The sequence below is a fragment of the Pseudomonas sp. TTU2014-080ASC genome (assembly GCF_001446935.1).
In the GTDB taxonomy this organism is placed as follows: domain Bacteria; phylum Pseudomonadota; class Gammaproteobacteria; order Pseudomonadales; family Pseudomonadaceae; genus Aquipseudomonas.
In genome coordinates this window covers 1-19,327 of the sequence record NZ_LKKK01000001.1, presented here as the reverse complement: position 1 = coordinate 19,327, position 19,327 = coordinate 1, and the positions used below count along the sequence as shown (strand labels likewise).

Sequence of the window (19,327 nt, the reverse complement as noted above, 5' to 3'; positions counted from 1 at the left end):
ATACCACGTTGACCGCTGGGCACCGGTCCGGGCGGTGCGTGCGTGGATTTTGGTTGTGCGACAGGGAGTGAACCATGGGTTCGAGTGCGCTTTCGGTAAGAGCTTCTCCGTTTGATGTCCTCCAGCGCTGGCTGCCCAAGCTGGTGCTGGCACCGAGCATGCTGGTGGTGCTGGTGGGGTTTTATGGATACATCCTCTGGACGTTTGTCCTGAGTTTCACCAACTCGAGATTTATGCCGAGCTACAGCTGGGCCGGGCTACTACAGTACGAGCGCTTGTGGAATAACGAGCGTTGGTGGGTGGCGAGCAAGAATCTTGTGGTGTTCGGTGGCTTGTTCATCGTAATCAGCTTGGTGATTGGCGTGCTGCTGGCGGTGTTGCTGGATCAGCGCATTCGCCGCGAGGGCTTTATCCGTACGATTTATTTGTACCCGATGGCGTTATCGATGATCGTCACCGGTACGGCTTGGAAGTGGTTGCTCAATCCCGGGCTAGGTTTGGACAAACTGCTGCGTGACTGGGGCTGGGAAGGTTTCCGCTTTGACTGGATCGTCGACCCTGATCGTGTGGTTTATACCCTGGTCATCGCGGCTGTGTGGCAATCCTCAGGTTTTGTCATGGCGTTGTTTCTGGCAGGCCTGCGCGGGGTGGATCAGTCGATCATTCGCGCTGCACAGGTCGACGGTGCGAGCCCTGCAACGATCTATCTGCGCATTGTGCTGCCGAGCCTGCGCCCGGTGTTTTTCAGTGCCTTGATGATCCTCGCGCACATCGCTATCAAGAGCTTTGATCTGGTCGCTGCGATGACAGCTGGCGGGCCGGGTTATGCCTCCGATCTCCCCGCGATGTTTATGTACGCCCACACCTTTACCCGTGGCCAGATGGGGCTTGGAGCCGCCAGCGCCATGCTGATGCTGGGGGCGGTGCTGGCGGTGATTGTGCCGTATCTGTACTCGGAGCTGAGGAACAAGCGCCATGACTAAGTCCCTTAATCGGATTGTTATTTACTCGCTGCTCCTGCTGGCTTGTGCGGTGTATCTGGTGCCGTTGCTGGTGATGTTGCTGACCAGTTTTAAAACCCCAGATGCAATCCGCACCGGTAACCTCCTCAGTCTGCCGGATGTGTTTACCGTGATCGGTTGGGTCAAGGCCTGGGCTGTGGTCGATGGCTACTTCTGGAACTCGGTGAAGATCGCCATTCCGGCAGTGCTGATTTCGACTGCTCTGGGTGCGCTCAATGGTTATGTACTGTCTATGTGGCGCTTTAGGGGTTCGCAGCTGTTCTTTGGCATGTTGCTCTTGGGGTGTTTTCTGCCGTTTCAGGTGGTCTTGCTGCCCGCGTCGTTCACCCTTGGCAACTTGGGCTTGGCCAATACCACAGCGGGGCTGGTGTTGGTGCATGTGGTCTACGGTCTGGCTTTTACCACACTGTTCTTCCGCAATTTCTATGTGAGCGTGCCGGATGCTCTGGTGCGTGCTGCGCGCCTGGATGGTGCCGGTTTCTTCACCATCTTCGGGCGGATTCTGCTGCCGATGTCGGTGCCGACCATCATGGTCTGCCTGATCTGGCAGTTCACCCAAATCTGGAACGACTTCCTGTTTGGGGTGGTGTTCGCCAGCGGCGAGACCCAGCCCATCACAGTCGCACTCAATAACCTGGTCAACACCAGCACCGGGGTTAAGGAATACAACGTCGATATGGCCGCCGCAATGATCGCCGGGCTGCCGACGTTGTTGGTTTATGTGTTCGCGGGCAAGTACTTCCTGCGTGGGCTTACGGCTGGAGCCGTCAAAGGCTGAGCCCGTCATTGAGCATGCAGATAACGCGGACAACTGTGGAGAAAGGCAATGGCAACGTTGGAACTGCGAAACGTACACAAATCATATGGCCAAGGTCTGGCTGATACGCTCAGGCAGATTGAACTGTCGATTGAGTCGGGCGAGTTTCTGATATTGGTCGGGCCATCTGGCTGCGGTAAATCCACCCTGATGAATTGCATCGCTGGGCTGGAAACCATCAGTGGCGGTTCAATCCTGGTCGATGGTGTGGATATCAGTCAGCAGTCACCCAAGGAACGGGACATCGCCATGGTGTTTCAGTCCTATGCGCTGTACCCGACGATGTCGGTCAGAGAGAACATCGCCTTCGGTCTCAAAATCCGCAAGCTGCCTGTCGAAACCATCAATGCAGAGGTAGAGCGCGTCGCCAAGCTGTTACAGATCGAACATCTGCTAACGCGTAAACCTGCCCAGCTTTCGGGTGGTCAGCAGCAACGGGTAGCAATGGGGCGAGCGTTGGCACGAAGGCCGAAGATCTATTTGTTCGATGAGCCACTATCAAACCTGGATGCCAAGCTGCGGGTGGAAATGCGCACTGAGATCAAGCTGATGCATCAGCGCCTAAAAACCACCACGGTGTATGTCACCCACGACCAGATTGAGGCCATGACCTTAGGTGACAAAGTTGCAGTCATGAAGGACGGCATCATCCAGCAGTTCGGGACGCCGCAGCAGATCTATAACGATCCGGCCAATCATTTTGTAGCCAGTTTTATTGGCTCCCCACCGATGAATTTCATTCCGTTAGCCGTGCAGCAGCGAGGCGCGCAGGCGTGGGGCGTTGTGGAGTCGGTGCAGGGGCGCTGTGAGTTGCCTTTAGGACAGTGGCAGGCGGGACTGCAGGAGCATGGTGTGCTGCTGGGTGTGCGGCCTGAACAGATTCGTACCGGGGATGATTCATCCCTACCAGGGCTGCCTGCAGCAGTCGCCGTCACGGAGCCTACCGGGCCGGACACGCTTGCGTTTGTCAGCCTCAATAACACGCATGTGTGCTGCCGGCTGGCTCCGGAGCGTGTGCCTGCGGCGGGTGAAATTCTCAATCTGCAGTTCGATCCGTCGCGCTTGCTGCTGTTCAACGCGGCGACGGGAGAGCGGCTGTTCATGGCTGAAACACGTGCGCAGGTAGATGAGAGTGCGTCCATCACCTTGGCGGCGCAGGTGAATGGATAACGAACACAAGGTTTGCCGTAACCGAATCTTTGACCGAAACAATGACAATAAGAGGATGTGAAGATATGGAATGTCGTGATCGAGTATTGGCTGCTGGTGCCCTCAGTCTGTTAGCCATGGCCTGTAGCAGCACCTCGTTGGCTGCTGATGCCTTTTCTTCTGAGTCGCAATGGATGACAGGAGATTGGGGTGGGTTACGAACCGAGTTACTGGAGAAGGGGTACGACTTTACCCTGGATTATGTGGGTGAAGCGGCCGCAAACCTTCACGGTGGCTATAACGATGACAAAACCGCCCGCTACAGCGACCAGTTTGGTCTGGGTGTCCACCTGGACTTGCAGAAAATCTTCGGTTGGCAGGATGCCGAATTCAAATTAGCCATTACTGAGCGAAGTGGTCGTAATCTCTCTAATGATCGTATTGCCGATCCGCGTACGGGCCAGCTCAGTGCTGCTCAGGAAGTCTGGGGGCGCGGGCAAACCTGGCGATTGACTCAAATGTGGGTCAAACAGAAATATTTCGATGGGACGCTGGATGTAAAAGTGGGGCGGTTCGGTGAGGGAGAAGACTTCAACAGCTTCCCCTGTGATTTCCAGAACCTGGCCTTCTGTGGCTCGCAAGTCGGTAACTGGGCCGGTGGCATCTGGTACAACTGGCCTGTCAGTCAGTGGGCGATGCGGGTTAAATACAACATTAGCCCCGAGTTTTTTGTGCAGATTGGTGCCTATGAACAAAACCCGTCCAATCTTGAAACCGGCAATGGCTTCAAGCTGAGCGGTAGTGGCACAAAAGGTGCGCTGATTCCAGTGGAAATGGTCTGGTCACCGAAGGTCAATGGTCTGCCTGGTGAGTATCGACTGGGTTACTACTACAGCAGCGCTAAGGCCGATGATGTCTATGATGATGTGAACGGTCAGCCACAGGGGCTCACCGGTGACGCCTTCAAGTCGCGCTCGAGCAAGCATGGCTGGTGGGTTGTTGCTCAGCAGCAGGTGACTGCCCATGACGGTGACAGCAGTCGTGGTCTGAGTCTGTTCGCCAACCTGACGGTGCATGATCAGGCGACCAACAGCATCGACAACTATCAGCAAGTCGGGATGGTATACAAAGGTGCGTTCAATGCCCGTCCTAAAGATGACATTGGTCTGGCGGTGGCTCGCATTCATGTCAATGACGATGTGAAAAAGCGTGCCGAGCAAATAAACACGCAAACAGGCATCAGCGACTTCGACAATCCGGGCTATGTGCCTTTGCAGCGAAGTGAGTACAACGCTGAGCTGTATTACGGCATCCACGTGACCAATTGGCTGACTGTGCGCCCCAACTTGCAGTACATCAAAAGCCCCGGCGGTGTGGATGAGGTGGACAACGCTCTGGTGGCAGGGCTGAAGATTCAGTCGAGGTTCTGAGTGAGGTCTGACGCGGCCTAGTCCTCCAGTGGGTAGCGGGTCGCGTTTAGGCTTTCTTTGATCTTGCGCAGGTGCGGTTGAAAGTCCGCACCACGACGCAACGTAACGCCAGTGGCCAAGACATCCAATACCGTGAGCTGGACGATGCGAGAGGTCATCGGCATATAAATGTCGGTGTCCTCCGGTAACGGAATGTTCAGGCTCAAGGTGCAGGCTTGTGCCAGCGGCGAGTTGGCAGCTGTCATGCCGAGCACAGATGCACCGTTGTGCCGGACCTGGCGGGCAATCTCAACCAGCTCGCGGGTTCTACCGGTGTAGGAAATGATCACGAACAGGTCGCCTGTGTGAGCTACGGAAGCCAGCATGCGCTGCATCAGAACATCCGAATGAGCGCTCACGGCCAGATTGAATCGGAAGAATTTGTGTTGAGCATCCAATGCCACAGAGGCAGATGCGCCAAGGCCAAAGAAGTGAATCTGCCGGGCCTGAATGATCAGGTCGACGGCCTGGCTGATCAGTTGCGGGTCAAGCTGTTTGAGCGCGCTATCCAGCGAGTTGATGGTGCTGCCAAATATCTTTTGGGTGTACGCCTCTGGCGAGTCGGTGGCTTCTACAGCGCGGCTGACATAAGCCGCGCCGCTGGCCAGGCTCTGCGCCAACTGCATTTTCAATTCCGGGTAACCGCTGACACCAAAAGAGCGACAGAAGCGGTTGACCGTTGGCTCACTGACTTTGGCTGCCTGGGCGAGGGCGGCAATGCTGTAGCGGGTGGCTTGCTGTGGGGCTTGCAGAATCACTTCTGCAACCTTGCGCTCGGCTTTATTGAGCTCGGTGACGCGGTTTTGAATGTCTTCAAGAAGGTTGCTGAGGCGATTCATGTGTGCTCCAGGCAAGCGAAAAGTGGCCCTATCGTACAAGGCTGTTGTGTGGCCGACTACCGCACGCTTCGTTGTATTTGAATACCTTGCTGTGAAATGTAGTTTTATTACTACATTAATCTTGTAAATTGCCAAATCCGGGTGTACTTATAGTGGATGATGTTATGGAAGCCTACAAATGAGCAGTGAAGCTATCGAGCCGTGCACGATCGCCTTGTTTGGTGCTTTTGGTGATCTTGCGTTACGTAAATTGTTTCCGGCGCTGTTCCAGTTGGACCGCGCCGGGTTGTTGCCGCCTCAGACCCAGGTGCTGGCGCTAGGGCGTGAGATGGCTGCCGAAGAGCCACCGCTGACGTTGGTGATGGAGGCGTTACGCGATTTTGTCCCCAGTGACGAACTGGATCAGGCAGTACTTGATCGCTTCCTCAGTCGGCTGGACTGGCTGTACATGGATTTTCAGGATGCCCAGGCTTATCAAGTGCTGGCGAAGCGTATCGGACAGAGCGATTCGCTGATCGCCTACTTCGCAACGCCTGCCAAAGTTTATGCCTCCATCTGTTCGGGCTTGGCGGTTGTGGGCTTGGCTGAACGGACTCGCGTGGTGCTGGAGAAGCCAATTGGCCATGACTTGCAGTCATCCCGCGCGGTCAACGAAGAGGTAGCCCGCTACTTTCCCGAAGAGCGGATTTACCGGATCGACCACTACCTGGGCAAAGAGACAGTGCAGAACCTGATTGCCCTGCGTTTTGCCAATAACCTGTTGGAGACTCAGTGGAATCAGAACCACATCTCTCACGTTGAGATCACCGTTGCAGAAAAGGTCGGGATTGAAGGGCGTTGGGGCTATTTTGACCAAGCCGGGCAATTGCGAGATATGGTGCAAAACCATCTGCTCCAGCTTTTGTGTCTGGTGGCGATGGATCCGCCTTCTGATTTGTCTGCAGACAGCATTCGCAATGAGAAAGTAAAGGTGCTTAAAGCGCTTGCACCGATCAGTGGTGAGCAGCTCGGACAGCAGTTGGTGCGTGGCCAATATGTGTCAGGCAGCATTGATGGTCGCCCGGTACCGGGCTATTTGGATGAAGAGAACAGCAACAGCAAAAGTGACACGGAAACCTTTGTTGCGCTGCGTGCAGAAATCCGTAACTGGCGTTGGGCGGGAGTGCCATTTTATCTGCGCACCGGAAAACGCATGCCGCAAAAGGTTTCGCACATCATCATTCACTTCAAAGACCCGGCTCACCATATTTTTGCGCCTGAGCAGCGGCCTCTGATTAGCAACCGCTTAGTAATCCGTTTGCAGCCTGATGAGGGCATCACCCTGCATGTCATGACTAAAGAGCAGGGGTTGGATAAAGGCATGCAGTTACGCAGTTGTCCGTTGCAGCTGGATTTCTCGGACACCTACGGCAACTCGCGGGTGCCGGATGCCTATGAGCGCTTGTTGCTGGAAATTATGAAGGGCAATCAGAACCTGTTTGTCCGCAAGGATGAAATCGAGTACGCCTGGCAGTGGTGTGATCAACTGATGGCCGGTTGGCGGCGTCAGGGGGCCGCGCCTAAGCCATATGCGGCAGGAACGTGGGGGCCGTTAGCCTCGATTGGATTGATATCTCGAGATGGTAAGGACTGGTATGGCGATTACTGACCTGAAATTTCCTGAACACGTTCAGGTGCACAGCTTTCCCAACGCGGAAAAGCAAGCGCAGCAACTCGCGGTACAGGTCGCGGAAGTCCTGCAGGGCGCAATTGCTGAGCAGGGCATTGCCAGCCTGGTGGTATCGGGCGGCAAGTCTCCACTGAGCTTCTTTAACCACCTGTCACAGCAACCGCTGGATTGGTCGCGAGTGGTGGTTAGCCTTGCCGATGAGCGCTGGGTTCCTGTGGCGCATGCGGATAGCAACGAAGGCTTGGTCCGTAGCCATCTGCTTAAAGGTGAGGCGGCCAAGGCGAGGTTTATTGGCCTGTATCACGCTGCAGACAGCGTTGAGCGCGCTGCCATCCAGGCGGAAACAGCCTTGGCCGCGTTGCCTCAGCCAATCAGCGTACTGGTGCTGGGTATGGGCGAGGATGGCCACACCGCGTCACTGTTCCCTGATTCAGTCAATTTGCAGCAGGCGCTGTCGGCAACGGGAGCAATGCGCTGCCTGCCGATGCTCGCACCAAGCGTGCCCCGCCAGCGGTTGACACTGACTTACGCAGTTCTCGGGCGTGCGTGTTCCACCTTCCTGCTGCTGCAAGGCAAGTCGAAAGTCGACACCTTGCGCCAGGCCCTGGCCGATACCGACGCAGCACGGATGCCGGTACGCGCCATTCTGTCTTCTCCCTGCGATCTCTACTGGTGCCCATGAGCACAAGGAGCACCGATATGAATACTGTGGCTAAACACCGTGGCGCGCGCGATGCAGTGCCGAATATGGACGCGAAAATTGAGCTGATCGATGCCCTGTGCAGTCGGGCCAAGATTCTGCCGGTCATTACCATTGAGCGTGAAGAGGACATCCTGCCCTTGGCGGACGCCCTAGCGGCCGGTGGCTTGGATACCCTGGAAGTTACCCTGCGTTCAGAGTTTGGCCTGAGTGCAATTCGCATCCTGCGTGAGCAGCGACCTGAACTGTGTGTGGGGGCTGGGACAGTTCTGGATGAGCGGATGCTGGCTGAGGCGGAGGCCGCCGGAGCTGAATTCATCGTGACGCCAGGGAGTACCAGTGAACTGCTGCGTGCCGGTGTCTACAGTCCGTTACCGTTGCTACCCGGGGTCAGCTCCGCGTCTGAAGTGATGATTGGTTATGCCTTGGGTTATCGGCGTTTCAAACTGTTTCCGGCTGAGCTGTGCGGCGGTGTTGCAGCCCTGAAAGCGCTGGGCGGGCCCTTTGCTAATGTGCGCTTTTGCCCGACAGGCGGGGTTACTCCAGACAACCTCAGGCACTACGCCGAGCTGAAAAATGTCATGTGTGTAGGCGGGACCTGGATGATTAACCGCGAGTGGATTTGCAGCGGTGATTGGTCCCGAATCCGCTCTGCAAGCGAAGAGGCTTTACGTCTGTTCGACTGAGTTCGCACAACCATGACGGGTATGGATACGTTCAAGGCAGGTAACTAGATGAGCACAGGTAAGTTGGATAAGGTTTTTCCGCGACTGGAAGAAATCCCTGAAGCATTCCGTGTGGGTTCGCCCGTCGAACAGCGTGAGTATCTGGTCAACGGTGAGTTGCTGCGCTGGGACGGCCCTCTGGCTACGGTGCGCAGCCCGGTGTATCTGACTGGCGATGCCGGTGATGAGCAAGTCATTCTGGGAAGTACACCGCTGCTTGATGCTGAGGCTGCAATGGCAGCCCTCAATGCAGCGGTCGATGCCTATGATCACGGTCAGGGCTTATGGCCAAACTTGCGGGTGGCTGAACGTATTCAGCATGTCGAAACCTTTCTGGCGAAAATGCGCGAGCAGCGCGATACCGTCGTGCGCCTGCTGATGTGGGAAATTGGCAAGAGCCTGAAAGATTCCGAGAAAGAGTTCGACAGAACCTGCGATTACATCGTTGACACGATTGAGTCGCTGAAAGAACTGGATCGTCAATCCAGTCGTTTTCAGCAGGTGCAGGGCACTATCGGCCAAATCCGCCGGGTGCCGCTGGGCGTTGCTCTGTGCATGGGGCCCTACAACTATCCTCTTAACGAGACCTTTACCACGCTCATTCCGGCCTTGATCATGGGTAATACGGTGGTGTTCAAACCCGCCAAGTTTGGCGTGTTGCTGATCCGCCCGTTGTTGGAAGCCTTCCGCGACAGTTTCCCGCCAGGCGTTATCAACGTTATTTATGGCCGTGGCCGGGAGACGGTGAGCGCGCTGATGGCCAGTGGCAAGATCGATGTGTTCGCCTTTATCGGTACGCACAAAGGTGCCAGTGATCTTAAGCGTCTGCATCCACGCCCGCATCGCCTACGCGCAGCATTGGGGTTGGATGCCAAGAACCCCGGTATTGTGCTGCCGGAGGTTGATCTGGATAACGCTGTCAACGAGGCGATTACCGGTGCGCTGTCATTCAATGGTCAGCGCTGCACAGCTCTGAAGATTCTCTTTGTGCATGAAAATGTATTGGGCAGCTTTCTCGAGAAGTTCAGCGCCAAACTGGCTTCGCTCAAGCCAGGCATGCCTTGGGATACCAATGCAGCACTGACGCCGTTGCCAGAGCCGGGCAAGGTCGATTACCTCAATGCGTTGCTTGAGGATGCGCTAAGCAAAGGCGCGAAGGTGGTCAATGAAGGTGGCGGCGAGCACCGCCACAGCTTCTTCTATCCGGCATTGCTGAGCCCGGTTTCAGCGGATATGCGTCTGTATCACGAAGAGCAGTTCGGGCCGCTGGTGCCGGTAGTGCCATACCGCGATGTGCAGGAAGTGATCGATTACGTACAACAGTCCGACTATGGCCAGCAGCTCAGTATTTTTGGCGATAACCCAGCGGAAGTTGGTCGTCTGGTGGATGCATTTGTCAATCAAGTCGGCCGGATCAACATCAACGCTCAGTGCCAGCGCGGGCCTGACAGTTATCCGTTCAACGGGCGCAAAAATTCGGCAGAGGGCACTTTGTCTGTGCACGATGCGCTGCGTGTGTTCTCCATCAGGACGTTGGTGGCCAGCCGCGGCACGCCGCAGAGTAAAGCATTGCTGAATGAAATCATCACCAATCGGCATTCTGTATTTATCAGTACGGATTACATCCTCTGATCGATTGGCCTGCATTACCAAGCGCGCGTATTACGCGCGCTTTTTATTTATGAAGCCTCTTCTGACTTACTCGATGGCATTTTGTTGGTACGTGTGTTCCTCGATAAATAATAGCTTTACAGTGCTGTTAACTTATTTATTGCGGCATGCCTATGACCACCAAAGTACCTGGCAAGCGCTCGCGAGGCCGTCCTGTACATGGGGCTGAACAGCAGGATGTAAAGCGCCGACAGATACTTGCGGCCACTCGTGATGTGTTTATTCAGCGGGGCTATCACGGTCTGAGCGTGGAGCTAATTGTTGCGGCCGCAGGACTCTCGCGGCCTACCTTCTATAAATATTTTTCAAGTGCCGATGAGGCGATCGATCAGGTTCTGCGAGAGCTGAACGAGGCGCTGGTTGAAGGCATGACCCGCGTCACAGATGCCGCTCATGGCGTCCAAGGCAAGCTTGAGGCGGCCCTTGATTACTGGCGCAACTGGGGCGCCGAACAGGGCCCGATGCTCAGACCACTGTTCGCTGAGTTGCATGATGTTCACTCGCCTGCATCCAGCCATCGCACCCAGACTCTGGCAGTCCTCGCGCAGCGCCTGTGTCAATTGATCGAGTCCCTTGGTCGACCACGACCGGCAGCAGTGCTGGTGGATGTATTTATCACCAGCATCGAATTTCTTGTGTATCGCTACCACCTGCAAACCCCGCAGGATGCCAGCAGCTGGCAGCAGACCCGTAATGCCATGCTGCGCCTAGTGGTGGGTTTGCTGGGTAACGAACAGGATTGGGCGTCGGCAGTGCCGATCGCCAAGGCTTTGACAATTGACCTCAACCCGATGGAGCTCGGCAATGACACTTGAAGGTTTGACTAGCGCGTCCCTGGGCGAAATCAAGACCGTATTTAACGAGTTGGAGCCCGTGCCGGCTGGTGCTCGGCAGGGTTTTTTCCGCGCTTCTTTTGTCGGCCCTTGGTGGTTGCGGGCCAGCGCAGGTCCGGGGCTGGTACTAGGTGGTCTGCCAGGCTGGCAGGGCAAACGCTTTATTGACGCAAATACCGCGACCAATGTGCTGCAACGCCGCCATGGTGTGGAGGAAAAGCTGCGCATGAGCTGTCAGGAAAGCGTGTCGGCAGTGGACGGGCGAATGGGGGTTGCCTTGATCTATGGTGCCGACGCACCACTGCCATGGCGCTGGATTCGAGATGAGCTACGGATGCTGGATGACAACACTTGGTTGGCGATGACGGTTGTCGATGTGCCGATATTGCGCGGGCTCGCTCTGCCGTTTGTATTACAGCGCGAGGCTTGAAGTATGGCTTTTGATTACGATGTGATCATTGTCGGTTCGGGCTTTGGCGGTAGTGTCAGCGCATTACGCTTGGCTGAGCAGGGGCTGAGTGTGGCGGTTCTAGAGCAGGGGAGGCGCGTCACCGCGCAGGACATGGCCCGCGCAGCACATGATGCCAAAGCGCTTACTTGGATGCCTGCACTGGGACGTTATGGTTTCCTCGCGCAGGATGTTTATCAGCATCTGGGCGTAGTGCGTGGCATCGGTGTGGGCGGCGGCAGCTTGGTATATGCCGCTGTTCTGCTGGAGCCGGGCGCAGGTTTTTATAACGATCCGGCCTGGAAGGAGCTGAGCTCGGATTGGGCCGCCGAACTTGCACCGTATTACGCCACCGCGAGGCAGATGCTGGGTGTGAATGAGAACCCGCATCGGGGTATTCAGGATCATTGGCTGCAGCAAACTGCAGAGCGTTTAGGGGCTGAGCAGTCTTTTGGCGGTGTGCCGCAAGGTATCTATTTCGGCGACAGCACCGAACCGGTCGATCCGTTCTTTGCCGGGCGAGGGCCTCTGCGCAAGGGCTGTAACAAGTGCGGGCAGTGCATCACCGGCTGCGCCCATGGGGCAAAAAACAGTCTGGATAAAAACTACCTGTATCTGGCTGAGGCGCTAGGTGTCGATGTGATAGCTGAATCGCAGGTTACTCACATCGAACCGCTAGACGACGGTTATCGGGTGTTGCGCCAGCATCCTGGGCGTAAGGGCAAACAGTCGGCGCTCACGGCCCGCCAAGTGATTCTGGCCGCCGGTGTGACCGGGACGCTGGAGATCCTGTTTGCCTCCCGTGATCACTACCGTACCTTGCCGGGACTTTCTGCGGCGCTTGGGCAGCATGTTCGCACCAACAGCGAAGCTGTAGTGAGCATTCTGGCGAGAGATCCATCTATCGACGTGACGGCGGGGACTACCATCTCCACGCACTTTCATGCCGATCAGCACACTCATATCACCCAAAACCGATTCCCACCGAGTTACAACTTCATGCGTTGGTACATGGGGCCTTTGATTGATGGCGATAAACCCTGGCTGCGCCGGGCCCGCGTTCTCAAGGATTTCCTACTTCACCCGCTGCGATCTACTCAAGCGTGGCGTACTTCGCAGTGGTACCGCCGTGTCTCGGTGCTGACTGTTATGCAGCAGGCCGACAATCAACTGGCATTTACCTATGGGCGTACGCTGCTTCGTGGCGGTAGGCGCGCATTGAGGTCTCGTGTAGCAGCAGCTCAGCGTGCGCCTTCGTTTTTGCCACAAGCCAATCAGGCGGCCAGGGCATTCGCCGAAGTCAGTGGCGGGGTTGCACATAACGTGCTTTTGGAAAGTCTGGGTGGCCTTTCTGTTACGGCGCATCCCTTGGGTGGGGCAGTTATGGCGCAAACGCCGGGGGCAGGTGTGATCGATAAAAATCATCAGGTGTTCGGTTATCCGGGGCTTTATGTTGTAGATGGCAGCGCGATAGCTGCCAATGTCGGGGTCAATCCAAGTTTGACAATTGTCGCGCTGGCAGAGCGTTTTGCAGCAGAGTTCGTTAAGGCGTACAGCACAGACGCAGCTTCGTTCCGAAAATAGTCCGCATCCGTTCATATTTTTAATATATGGAGCAATAGTCTTTGGTTGTGCATGCTCCGCGTTGCAGCAGGCTTAGTAAGGGCTGAAACAATGCCTATTCGAATCTTTTGGTGTGAACGGTAAGCTGTCTTTGCTCCCCGGATCTTTTCTCTCTATATGGCGAGAAACGGTTTAATTGCATGCAATTCAGGTCTCTACAGCTGCCATCGTCATCACGTTGTGCTAGCCGTTTTAGGGATTTCAGTTGTTCTGAAGTGCGCTATCAGACGTTTCCTAAGTTCGTCAATGCTCCTGATTTTTCGAAAAAGTCTTGCTGATTTTTATTACTGATTAGTTAGTGCTTGCGAGCTAGCCTATCGACTGACCGCATTTCATAGTCAGCCTATAGGGAGATAGATATGGCTAGTAATGACCGAGATTCCAGCCACCCAACGCGTCGCTCAGTCCTCGCAGGTGGCGTGACAGCTGTAGCCGCTCTGGCAGCAGGCAGTCGGTTGGCGCAAGCAGCGCAATCCACATCAGGCCAGACTCAAAATAGCTCGGAGCACACATCGTATGACGTGATTGTCGTGGGCGGCGGTTCGGCTGGTGCTGTTCTGGCCCGTCGGCTGACTGAAAACTCCAAGCGCCGCGTCCTGTTGCTGGAGGCGGGGCACAGCTTCAAACCGGCAAGCTATCCGCACATCTTGGCCAGCAGTGATGTGGTTGGTGCTAACCTCAACCCTGAGTTTGAGTGGGGCTACAAGTCGCAGGCTGGCTACATTGACCATCCCATCGGCGCCATTCGGGGCAAGGTGATTGGTGGTAGTTCAGCGATAAATGGTGCGGTGGCTATCCGTTCGCGTCCAACCGACTTCAAGCGCTGGAATCTACCGGGTTGGAGCTACGAGGAGGTTCTCCCGTACTTCAAAAAGCTCGAAACCCACAGCGGTGGCAAGAGTGAATTGCATGGCCACAATGGGCCATTGCCGGTGCATCAGCTATCGAGGGACGAAGTTACTCCAATGCAGCGTGCATTTATCGACGCTACTGTTAGCAACGGCTACAAGGTTGTGGCTGACTTTGATGGTGAAGATGCCAACGGTGTTGGTCCGTATCCGATGAACATCGTCAAAGGTATCCGTGTAAACACAGGTATCGCTTATTTGACTGACACGGTGCGCGCCCGCCCGAACCTGGATATCAAACCGGATTCATTGGTCGACAAGGTGCTGGTTAATAACCGCCGCGCCATCGGCGTGCAGCTGGCCAACGGCGATAAAATCATGGCAGATGAAGTCATCCTGTCCGCTGGCACTTATGGCAGTGCCTCTATCCTGCTGCGTTCCGGTATTGGGCCAAAGGCTGATCTGAACGCTTTGCAGATTCCGCTGGTGGTAGATCTGCCGGTTGGGCAGAACCTTCAGGACCATCCGTTCTATTACAACGCCTATGCGGCGCTGCCAGAAAAAATTGGTGCGCAGTCGCCGGTGATCGGCGCAAAAATCTGGACGCACAGTAAGAGTGCTGAAAATGGTGATCTGGATATCCATATCACCGCTACTCACTTGTTCCCCCATGATCAAAGCCCGACCAAGGTCGGTTTTGTTCTCGCCGTAGCGCTGACGCATCCTGTGTCACGGGGCAAGGTTACGTTGGCTGACCGTGATCCTTACAGTGCGCCGAAGATCGACTTGAACTTTCTTGGCGAGGAAAAGGACCGTGAGCGCTTGCTCGATGGCATTCGGCTGGCGCGTAAGATCGGCGCAACTGCGCCACTGAGCGGGCTGATTGATTCCGAGCTGAACCCGGGTAAAGGTCAGACATCAGATGAGGAGTTACTGGCGAGCGCGAAAGCGACGCTGGATACCTATCATCATCCAACTTCCACAGCTCCCATGGGGAATCCAGGTGAGCCACACGCTGTAGTCGATGTACAGGGACGAGTCCTCGGGCTGCAAGGATTGCGTGTTGTCGATGCCTCAATCCTGCCTGATGTGCCCTCAGTGGCCACCAACATTACCGTTATTGCTGTCGCTGAGAAAATTGCTACTCATTACGCCTGATGACATGGAGTCATATACATGAATGCAACAGTTGCACTGAATTGGATTGATGGAGAGTGGGTAGATTCCGGGAACTACCGTGAGTCGATTGATCCAGCTACTTACAATGTCATTGGCCGCTACGCTGAAGGTGGCAGTTCGGAAGCTGAGCGCGGAATTAACGCGGCCAGACACGCTTTCGAAACCACTCCCTGGAAAGATGACGCCTCGCTACGTTCGAAAGTCTTATTGGAGCTGGCGGACGCATTTGAGCGCAACACGCAGGCGTTAATTGAGATCCTCTCCCTGGAAAACGGCAAAGTTAAAGCCGAGGCTGGCTTTGAGGTCGGGATGGTGCCTTCCAAGCTGCGTTACTACGCAGCTCTGGCGCGCACCGAATACGGCAAAGCGGCAGAGCCAAAGCCAGGTAAGATTTCCCTGCTGCTGCGTCAGCCTTTGGGGGTGGCGGGGATTATCGTGCCGTGGAATTCGCCAATTGTGCTGATGATTCGTTCCTTAGCTCCTGCACTTGCAGCTGGTTGTACCGCTGTAGTGAAAATGCCAGGGCAGAGCGCCCAGATCACCAATCTGGTGGCGCGCGTCATTGCAGAAGCACCGTCGCTGCCCAAGGGCGTGTTCAACATGTTTAGCGAGTATGGCTCAGCCGGATCACGCTACCTGATTGAGTCACCACTGGTGCCGACCATCAGCTTCACCGGCAGTACCGGCACTGGCCGCGCAATCTCCGCCACCGGAGCACAGCATCTCAAGCGCTTCGGACTGGAATTGGGCGGTAAAACGCCGATGGTGGTGTTTGCCGACGCGGATATCGATGTGGTGGTTCCTCGGTTGGAAAAAGCCCTGACGGTGTTTGCCGGTCAGTTCTGCATGACTGGGTCACGCCTGCTGGTGCAGCGTGAAGTGGCACAGGTGGTGGCCGAGCGTTTATCTGCCCGCCTGGAGGCGGTGAAAGTCGGCCCGGCCTCTGATTCAAGCAGTGATATGGGGCCGCTGATTGATAAGCCCAACGTTGAGCGGGTAAACCGTGTGGTCGAAGAAGCTATTGCTGCCGGCGCGAAGGTGCTGGTACGCGGCGGCCCGGTGACAGAAGGGCCATTGGCCAAAGGTGCGTTCTACAGGCCAACACTGCTACAAGTTAGCGATCCGAAAATGTCGATTGTGCAGGCTGAAACATTTGGCCCGGTCCTGACCCTACAAATCTTTGACACTGAAGCTGAAGCTATCGCGCTGGCCAACGATAGTGAATATGGTCTTGCCGCCAGTATCTGGACGCGCGATGTCGATCGTTCGCTTCGAGTGGCACGCGAGGTGGAGGCAGGGACTGTCTGGATCAACGACTGGGCAGTGGTGTATGACGAGATCGAAGAGGGTGGTGTTAAACAGTCAGGTAAAGGTCGCTTAAATGGTGTGGCCGCACTGGATGACTTCATTGAGTACAAACACATCGCACTCAACCCAGGGCTTCGTCTGAGCTAATGGATTTACTGCCCGCCTAAGAGCGGGCACACGGAGGTTTTATGAGTCACTCGCACGCTTTATTACAGCCATTCAATCTTTCTTCGTTCAAAGCCAATAACCGCGTGTTTATGGCACCCATGACTCGCGCACGCTCAGCGCAACCCGGCGACATACCAACAGCACTGACGGCGGAATACTATTCGCAGCGCGCCAGTGCCGGGCTGATTATCACAGAGGGCGTACCTGTTTCGGCTGGTGCCAAAGGTTATGCTTTTACACCCGGCATTTTTACTGATGCGCAAGAGGCAGGGTGGAAACTGGTTACCGACGCCGTGCACACCAAAGGCGGGTTGATTGCAGCTCAGCTATGGCATGTCGGTCGGATTGCACATCACTCCGTACTACCAGCCGGCCAGCCGCCAGTCGCACCCTCTGCGATCCGTGCCCAGGCAAAAACATTTGCCTTCGATGCTCAGGGCAATCCGGGAATGGTTGACTGCGATGAGCCGCATGCGCTGACTGAGGAGGAGATTGCCGCAGTCGTGACAGAGTTTGCCCAAGGTGCACGTCGGGCCGATGCTGCAGGTTTTGATCTGGTTGAGTTGCACGGTGCCAATGGCTATCTGATTGAGCAGTTTCTGTCAGCCAGCACTAACAAGCGTACAGATAGTTATGGCGGCTCGATTGCTAACCGTGCACGTTTTGCGCTTGAAGTGGTGGACGCGGTTTCCGCAGTAATCGGACCGCAGCGAGTTGGTATCCGTCTTTCACCTTGGTGCCCACCGTTTGTTAATGACATGGACTTTAGTAGCGAAGCCGGGGAGATAACACTCTACTTGGCCGAGGAATTGAGTAAGCGCAATATTGCTTACATCCACATCGCCGAATGGCCGGGAGTTACCTACACGACGGAGTTCCGCCAGCAACTGCGTAGCAAGTTCAACGGCACCATCATTGTCTGTGGTGGATATACACAGGAAACTGCGCAGCAAACGATTGATACCGGTCTGATCGATGCAATCGCATTTGGTAAGCCGTTCATCTCCAACCCGGACTTGCCGGAGCGTTTTGCCCAGGGGGCAGCGTTGACTGAGGCGGATCCAAGCGGCTTCTACGGTGGCGATGCTAAAGGCTACACCGATTATCCGTTCCTTAAGGCCTGATCATCATGAGCAGGTCCGGGAGGCTAGCAAGCGTCTGGCTGGCAAGTCTATGGATTGTGGCTGCTGCATCCGCACAGGCTGCGGATGGCATGCAGCCATCTGCAGGGAATGCACATATGTCGCAAGAACAGTTGTATGACGCGCTGCTGGATGCGCTGTATGCCACGTTCGGCAATCATCCAGGGTTTCGTGTGGCCCATGCTAAAGGTGTGTTGGTGAGCGGTGTATTCACAGCGACGCCAGAGGCAAAGCGCCACAGTAGGGCGGCTCATTTGCAAGGTGAGCCAATTCCGGTCCTCTTGCGCTTCTCCAATTTCAGCGGAGTGCCGGCTACCGCAGATGGTGACCCGATGGCCAGCCCGTACGGCTTGGCAATAAGGTTCACATTGCCCAATGGGGTGAGCGATATCGTTGCCCATTCATTTAATGGATTCCCTGTTTCGACGCCGGAAGACTTTCTGTTTTTTTTGCAAGGAATAGCGGCTTCTGGTGGTGAGACCCCAAACTCTGCAGCTCTTGATGCGTTCCTGGCTGGGCATCCGCAAGCTAAGTCGTTCCTTGAGGCACCTAAGCCAGTGCCACACAGCTATGTCGGGCTTTCCTACTATGGCGTCAATGCATTTGTGTTTGAAAACGACCTGGGCCAACAGCAGGCCGTTCGTTATCGCATTGAGCCTGAACAACCTGAGTTGCCTGCCCAGGCAGATGAAGTAGCCAACTGGGAGGTGGATCATTTACAGATAGAGCTTGCTCAGCGTTTAGCGAAAGGGGACCTGCATCTCAGACTGGTCGCACAACTGGCAGAGTCAGGGGACAATATCGCTGACGGCTCGGTGGCATGGCCGCAAAGCAACAAATCAGTAGTTCTTGGCGTGTTTACATTGAAAGAATTGCTACCGCCTGACAGACAGCTAGAGACGCAGCAGGCGCTGAACTTCAATCCTGCACGCTTGCCGGATGGAATCAAAGCGAGCGCAGACCCAATGATCTCTGCACGACAGCATATATATGAAAAGGCCATGATTCGCCGAAACAGCCTATAGCCCATATTTCATGTCAGTAGGTGAGTTAATTAGTGTGAAGGCATGAATTAACGAGCTACCGACATTATGAGTTGACTCTGCCTTTATTCTCCCTATAATGCGCACCTTCCTCGGCGCGGGCCTCTAGAAAAATTGCCTATAAATCAATAAGTTGAGTTAATTTAGAGGTTGCAAATCAGCGAAAGCTGAGTAGAATGCGCCGGGCTGGCAGGGTGGTGGTTTGATCCTGTTGGTGGCTTCGGTCAGGTAGATCGAAAGCGGTGAAAAAGGCAGGTTGACAGGGTTTTTAAACGCTGTAGAATTCGCCTCCCGCTGACGAGATGCTGAAAAGCGACCGAAAGCGCAAGTGGTTGAAGTTGAAAAGAAATTTTCACAAATCTCTTGACAGAGAAAGAGGCTGCTGTAGAATGCGCGCCTCGGTTGAGACGAAAGACTTAACCAACTGTTCTTTAACAACTGAATCAAGCAATTCGTGTGGGTGCTTGTGAGTTAAGACTGTTAGTCAAATGATTATCAGCATCACAAGTAACACTCGTGAATTCGAGAGTTTTTTGCGATTGCTGAGCCAAGTTTAGGGTTTTCTCAAAACCCAAGCAGTATTGAACTGAAGAGTTTGATCATGGCTCAGATTGAACGCTGGCGGCAGGCCTAACACATGCAAGTCGAGCGGATGAAGGGAGCTTGCTCCTGGA

Annotated in this window: 16 protein-coding genes and 1 rRNA gene; 16 read left to right on the top strand and 1 reads right to left on the bottom strand. The window is 55.2% G+C overall.

The window, feature by feature from the left end:
- The first annotated feature begins 74 nt into the window (after nucleotides 1–74).
- The 4 genes from AO726_RS00085 to AO726_RS00070 all read left to right on the top strand — a co-directional run bounded on the left by AO726_RS00085 (nucleotide 75) and on the right by AO726_RS00070 (nucleotide 4,418).
- Complete coding sequence (locus AO726_RS00085; RefSeq protein ID WP_058066028.1) at nucleotides 75–983, top strand: carbohydrate ABC transporter permease; 909 nt, start codon at nucleotides 75–77, stop codon at nucleotides 981–983.
- Entirely contained in the window at nucleotides 976–1,800 is an 825-nt protein-coding gene (locus AO726_RS00080; protein ID WP_058066027.1) for a carbohydrate ABC transporter permease, read from the top strand. Before AO726_RS00085 ends, AO726_RS00080 begins: the two co-directional genes overlap by 8 nt.
- Before the next feature lie 48 nt (nucleotides 1,801–1,848).
- Entirely contained in the window at nucleotides 1,849–3,009 is a 1,161-nt protein-coding gene (locus AO726_RS00075) for an ABC transporter ATP-binding protein (protein WP_058066026.1), read from the top strand.
- A gap of 116 nt (nucleotides 3,010–3,125) precedes the next feature.
- On the top strand, nucleotides 3,126–4,418 hold the full coding sequence (locus AO726_RS00070) for a carbohydrate porin (protein ID WP_446737405.1): 1,293 nt from the start codon (nucleotides 3,126–3,128) through the stop codon (nucleotides 4,416–4,418).
- A gap of 17 nt (nucleotides 4,419–4,435) precedes the next feature.
- Here the strand turns inward: AO726_RS00070 and AO726_RS00065 are convergent, their stop codons facing one another.
- The gene (locus tag AO726_RS00065; RefSeq protein WP_058066024.1) at nucleotides 4,436–5,296 is read right to left on the bottom strand and encodes a MurR/RpiR family transcriptional regulator; all 861 of its coding nucleotides are present in this window, start codon (nucleotides 5,294–5,296) and stop codon (nucleotides 4,436–4,438) included.
- A gap of 178 nt (nucleotides 5,297–5,474) precedes the next feature.
- Between AO726_RS00065 and zwf the strand changes: the two genes are divergently transcribed.
- The 12 genes from zwf to AO726_RS00005 all read left to right on the top strand — a co-directional run.
- Complete coding sequence (zwf, locus tag AO726_RS00060; RefSeq protein WP_058066023.1) at nucleotides 5,475–6,944, top strand: glucose-6-phosphate dehydrogenase; 1,470 nt, start codon at nucleotides 5,475–5,477, stop codon at nucleotides 6,942–6,944.
- The gene (gene pgl / locus AO726_RS00055) at nucleotides 6,931–7,647 is read left to right on the top strand and encodes a 6-phosphogluconolactonase (protein ID WP_058066022.1); all 717 of its coding nucleotides are present in this window, start codon (nucleotides 6,931–6,933) and stop codon (nucleotides 7,645–7,647) included. The genes zwf and pgl overlap by 14 nt, the downstream gene beginning before the upstream one ends.
- 17 nt (nucleotides 7,648–7,664) lie before the next feature.
- Nucleotides 7,665–8,351 (top strand): bifunctional 4-hydroxy-2-oxoglutarate aldolase/2-dehydro-3-deoxy-phosphogluconate aldolase, encoded by a 687-nt coding sequence (locus AO726_RS00050; RefSeq protein WP_152987209.1) that lies wholly within the window; start codon nucleotides 7,665–7,667, stop codon nucleotides 8,349–8,351.
- Between the two features lie 48 nt (nucleotides 8,352–8,399).
- A complete protein-coding gene (locus AO726_RS00045; protein ID WP_058066021.1) occupies nucleotides 8,400–10,022 on the top strand; it encodes an NADP-dependent glyceraldehyde-3-phosphate dehydrogenase in 1,623 nt (540 codons plus the stop codon).
- A 152-nt stretch (nucleotides 10,023–10,174) separates the two neighbouring features.
- Nucleotides 10,175–10,876 (top strand): TetR/AcrR family transcriptional regulator, encoded by a 702-nt coding sequence (locus AO726_RS00040; protein WP_058066020.1) that lies wholly within the window; start codon nucleotides 10,175–10,177, stop codon nucleotides 10,874–10,876.
- Nucleotides 10,866–11,324: a hypothetical protein gene (locus AO726_RS00035; RefSeq protein WP_058066019.1), complete on the top strand. Its 459-nt coding sequence runs from the start codon at nucleotides 10,866–10,868 to the stop codon at nucleotides 11,322–11,324. The genes AO726_RS00040 and AO726_RS00035 overlap by 11 nt, the downstream gene beginning before the upstream one ends.
- A 3-nt stretch (nucleotides 11,325–11,327) precedes the next feature.
- Complete coding sequence (locus AO726_RS00030) at nucleotides 11,328–12,926, top strand: FAD-dependent oxidoreductase (RefSeq protein ID WP_058066018.1); 1,599 nt, start codon at nucleotides 11,328–11,330, stop codon at nucleotides 12,924–12,926.
- A 398-nt stretch (nucleotides 12,927–13,324) separates the two neighbouring features.
- Nucleotides 13,325–14,971: a GMC family oxidoreductase gene (locus AO726_RS00025; RefSeq protein ID WP_058066017.1), complete on the top strand. Its 1,647-nt coding sequence runs from the start codon at nucleotides 13,325–13,327 to the stop codon at nucleotides 14,969–14,971.
- Between the two features lie 18 nt (nucleotides 14,972–14,989).
- Nucleotides 14,990–16,447, top strand: a complete 1,458-nt coding sequence (locus tag AO726_RS00020) for an aldehyde dehydrogenase family protein (RefSeq protein WP_058066016.1) — start codon at nucleotides 14,990–14,992, stop codon at nucleotides 16,445–16,447.
- 41 nt (nucleotides 16,448–16,488) lie between these two features.
- Nucleotides 16,489–17,592, top strand: coding sequence for an alkene reductase (locus AO726_RS00015; protein ID WP_058066015.1), 1,104 nt, complete (start codon nucleotides 16,489–16,491; stop codon nucleotides 17,590–17,592).
- A 116-nt stretch (nucleotides 17,593–17,708) separates the two neighbouring features.
- The gene (locus AO726_RS00010; protein WP_058066014.1) at nucleotides 17,709–18,635 is read left to right on the top strand and encodes a catalase family peroxidase; all 927 of its coding nucleotides are present in this window, start codon (nucleotides 17,709–17,711) and stop codon (nucleotides 18,633–18,635) included.
- Nucleotides 18,636–19,236: 601 nt separating this feature from the next.
- Nucleotides 19,237–19,327, top strand: a 16S ribosomal RNA gene (locus tag AO726_RS00005); the annotation flags it as partial.

Excerpts from the sequence above, each read along its gene's own strand:
- AO726_RS00085 (WP_058066028.1), top strand. The coding sequence starts at position 75 with ATGGGTTCGAGTGCGCTTTCGGTAAGAGCTTCTCCGTTTGATGTCCTC.
- AO726_RS00070 (WP_446737405.1), top strand. The coding sequence starts at position 3,126 with ATGGCCTGTAGCAGCACCTCGTTGGCTGCTGATGCCTTTTCTTCTGAG.
- AO726_RS00080 (WP_058066027.1), top strand. The coding sequence starts at position 976 with ATGACTAAGTCCCTTAATCGGATTGTTATTTACTCGCTGCTCCTGCTG.
- AO726_RS00035 (WP_058066019.1), top strand. The coding sequence starts at position 10,866 with ATGACACTTGAAGGTTTGACTAGCGCGTCCCTGGGCGAAATCAAGACC.
- zwf (WP_058066023.1), top strand. The coding sequence starts at position 5,475 with ATGAGCAGTGAAGCTATCGAGCCGTGCACGATCGCCTTGTTTGGTGCT.
- AO726_RS00010 (WP_058066014.1), top strand. The coding sequence starts at position 17,709 with ATGTCGCAAGAACAGTTGTATGACGCGCTGCTGGATGCGCTGTATGCC.
- AO726_RS00020 (WP_058066016.1), top strand. The coding sequence starts at position 14,990 with ATGAATGCAACAGTTGCACTGAATTGGATTGATGGAGAGTGGGTAGAT.
- AO726_RS00075 (WP_058066026.1), top strand. The coding sequence starts at position 1,849 with ATGGCAACGTTGGAACTGCGAAACGTACACAAATCATATGGCCAAGGT.
- AO726_RS00025 (WP_058066017.1), top strand. The coding sequence starts at position 13,325 with ATGGCTAGTAATGACCGAGATTCCAGCCACCCAACGCGTCGCTCAGTC.
- AO726_RS00015 (WP_058066015.1), top strand. The coding sequence starts at position 16,489 with ATGAGTCACTCGCACGCTTTATTACAGCCATTCAATCTTTCTTCGTTC.
- AO726_RS00030 (WP_058066018.1), top strand. The coding sequence starts at position 11,328 with ATGGCTTTTGATTACGATGTGATCATTGTCGGTTCGGGCTTTGGCGGT.
- AO726_RS00065 (WP_058066024.1), bottom strand. The coding sequence starts at position 5,296 with ATGAATCGCCTCAGCAACCTTCTTGAAGACATTCAAAACCGCGTCACC.
- AO726_RS00050 (WP_152987209.1), top strand. The coding sequence starts at position 7,665 with ATGAATACTGTGGCTAAACACCGTGGCGCGCGCGATGCAGTGCCGAAT.
- AO726_RS00045 (WP_058066021.1), top strand. The coding sequence starts at position 8,400 with ATGAGCACAGGTAAGTTGGATAAGGTTTTTCCGCGACTGGAAGAAATC.
- AO726_RS00040 (WP_058066020.1), top strand. The coding sequence starts at position 10,175 with ATGACCACCAAAGTACCTGGCAAGCGCTCGCGAGGCCGTCCTGTACAT.
- pgl (WP_058066022.1), top strand. The coding sequence starts at position 6,931 with ATGGCGATTACTGACCTGAAATTTCCTGAACACGTTCAGGTGCACAGC.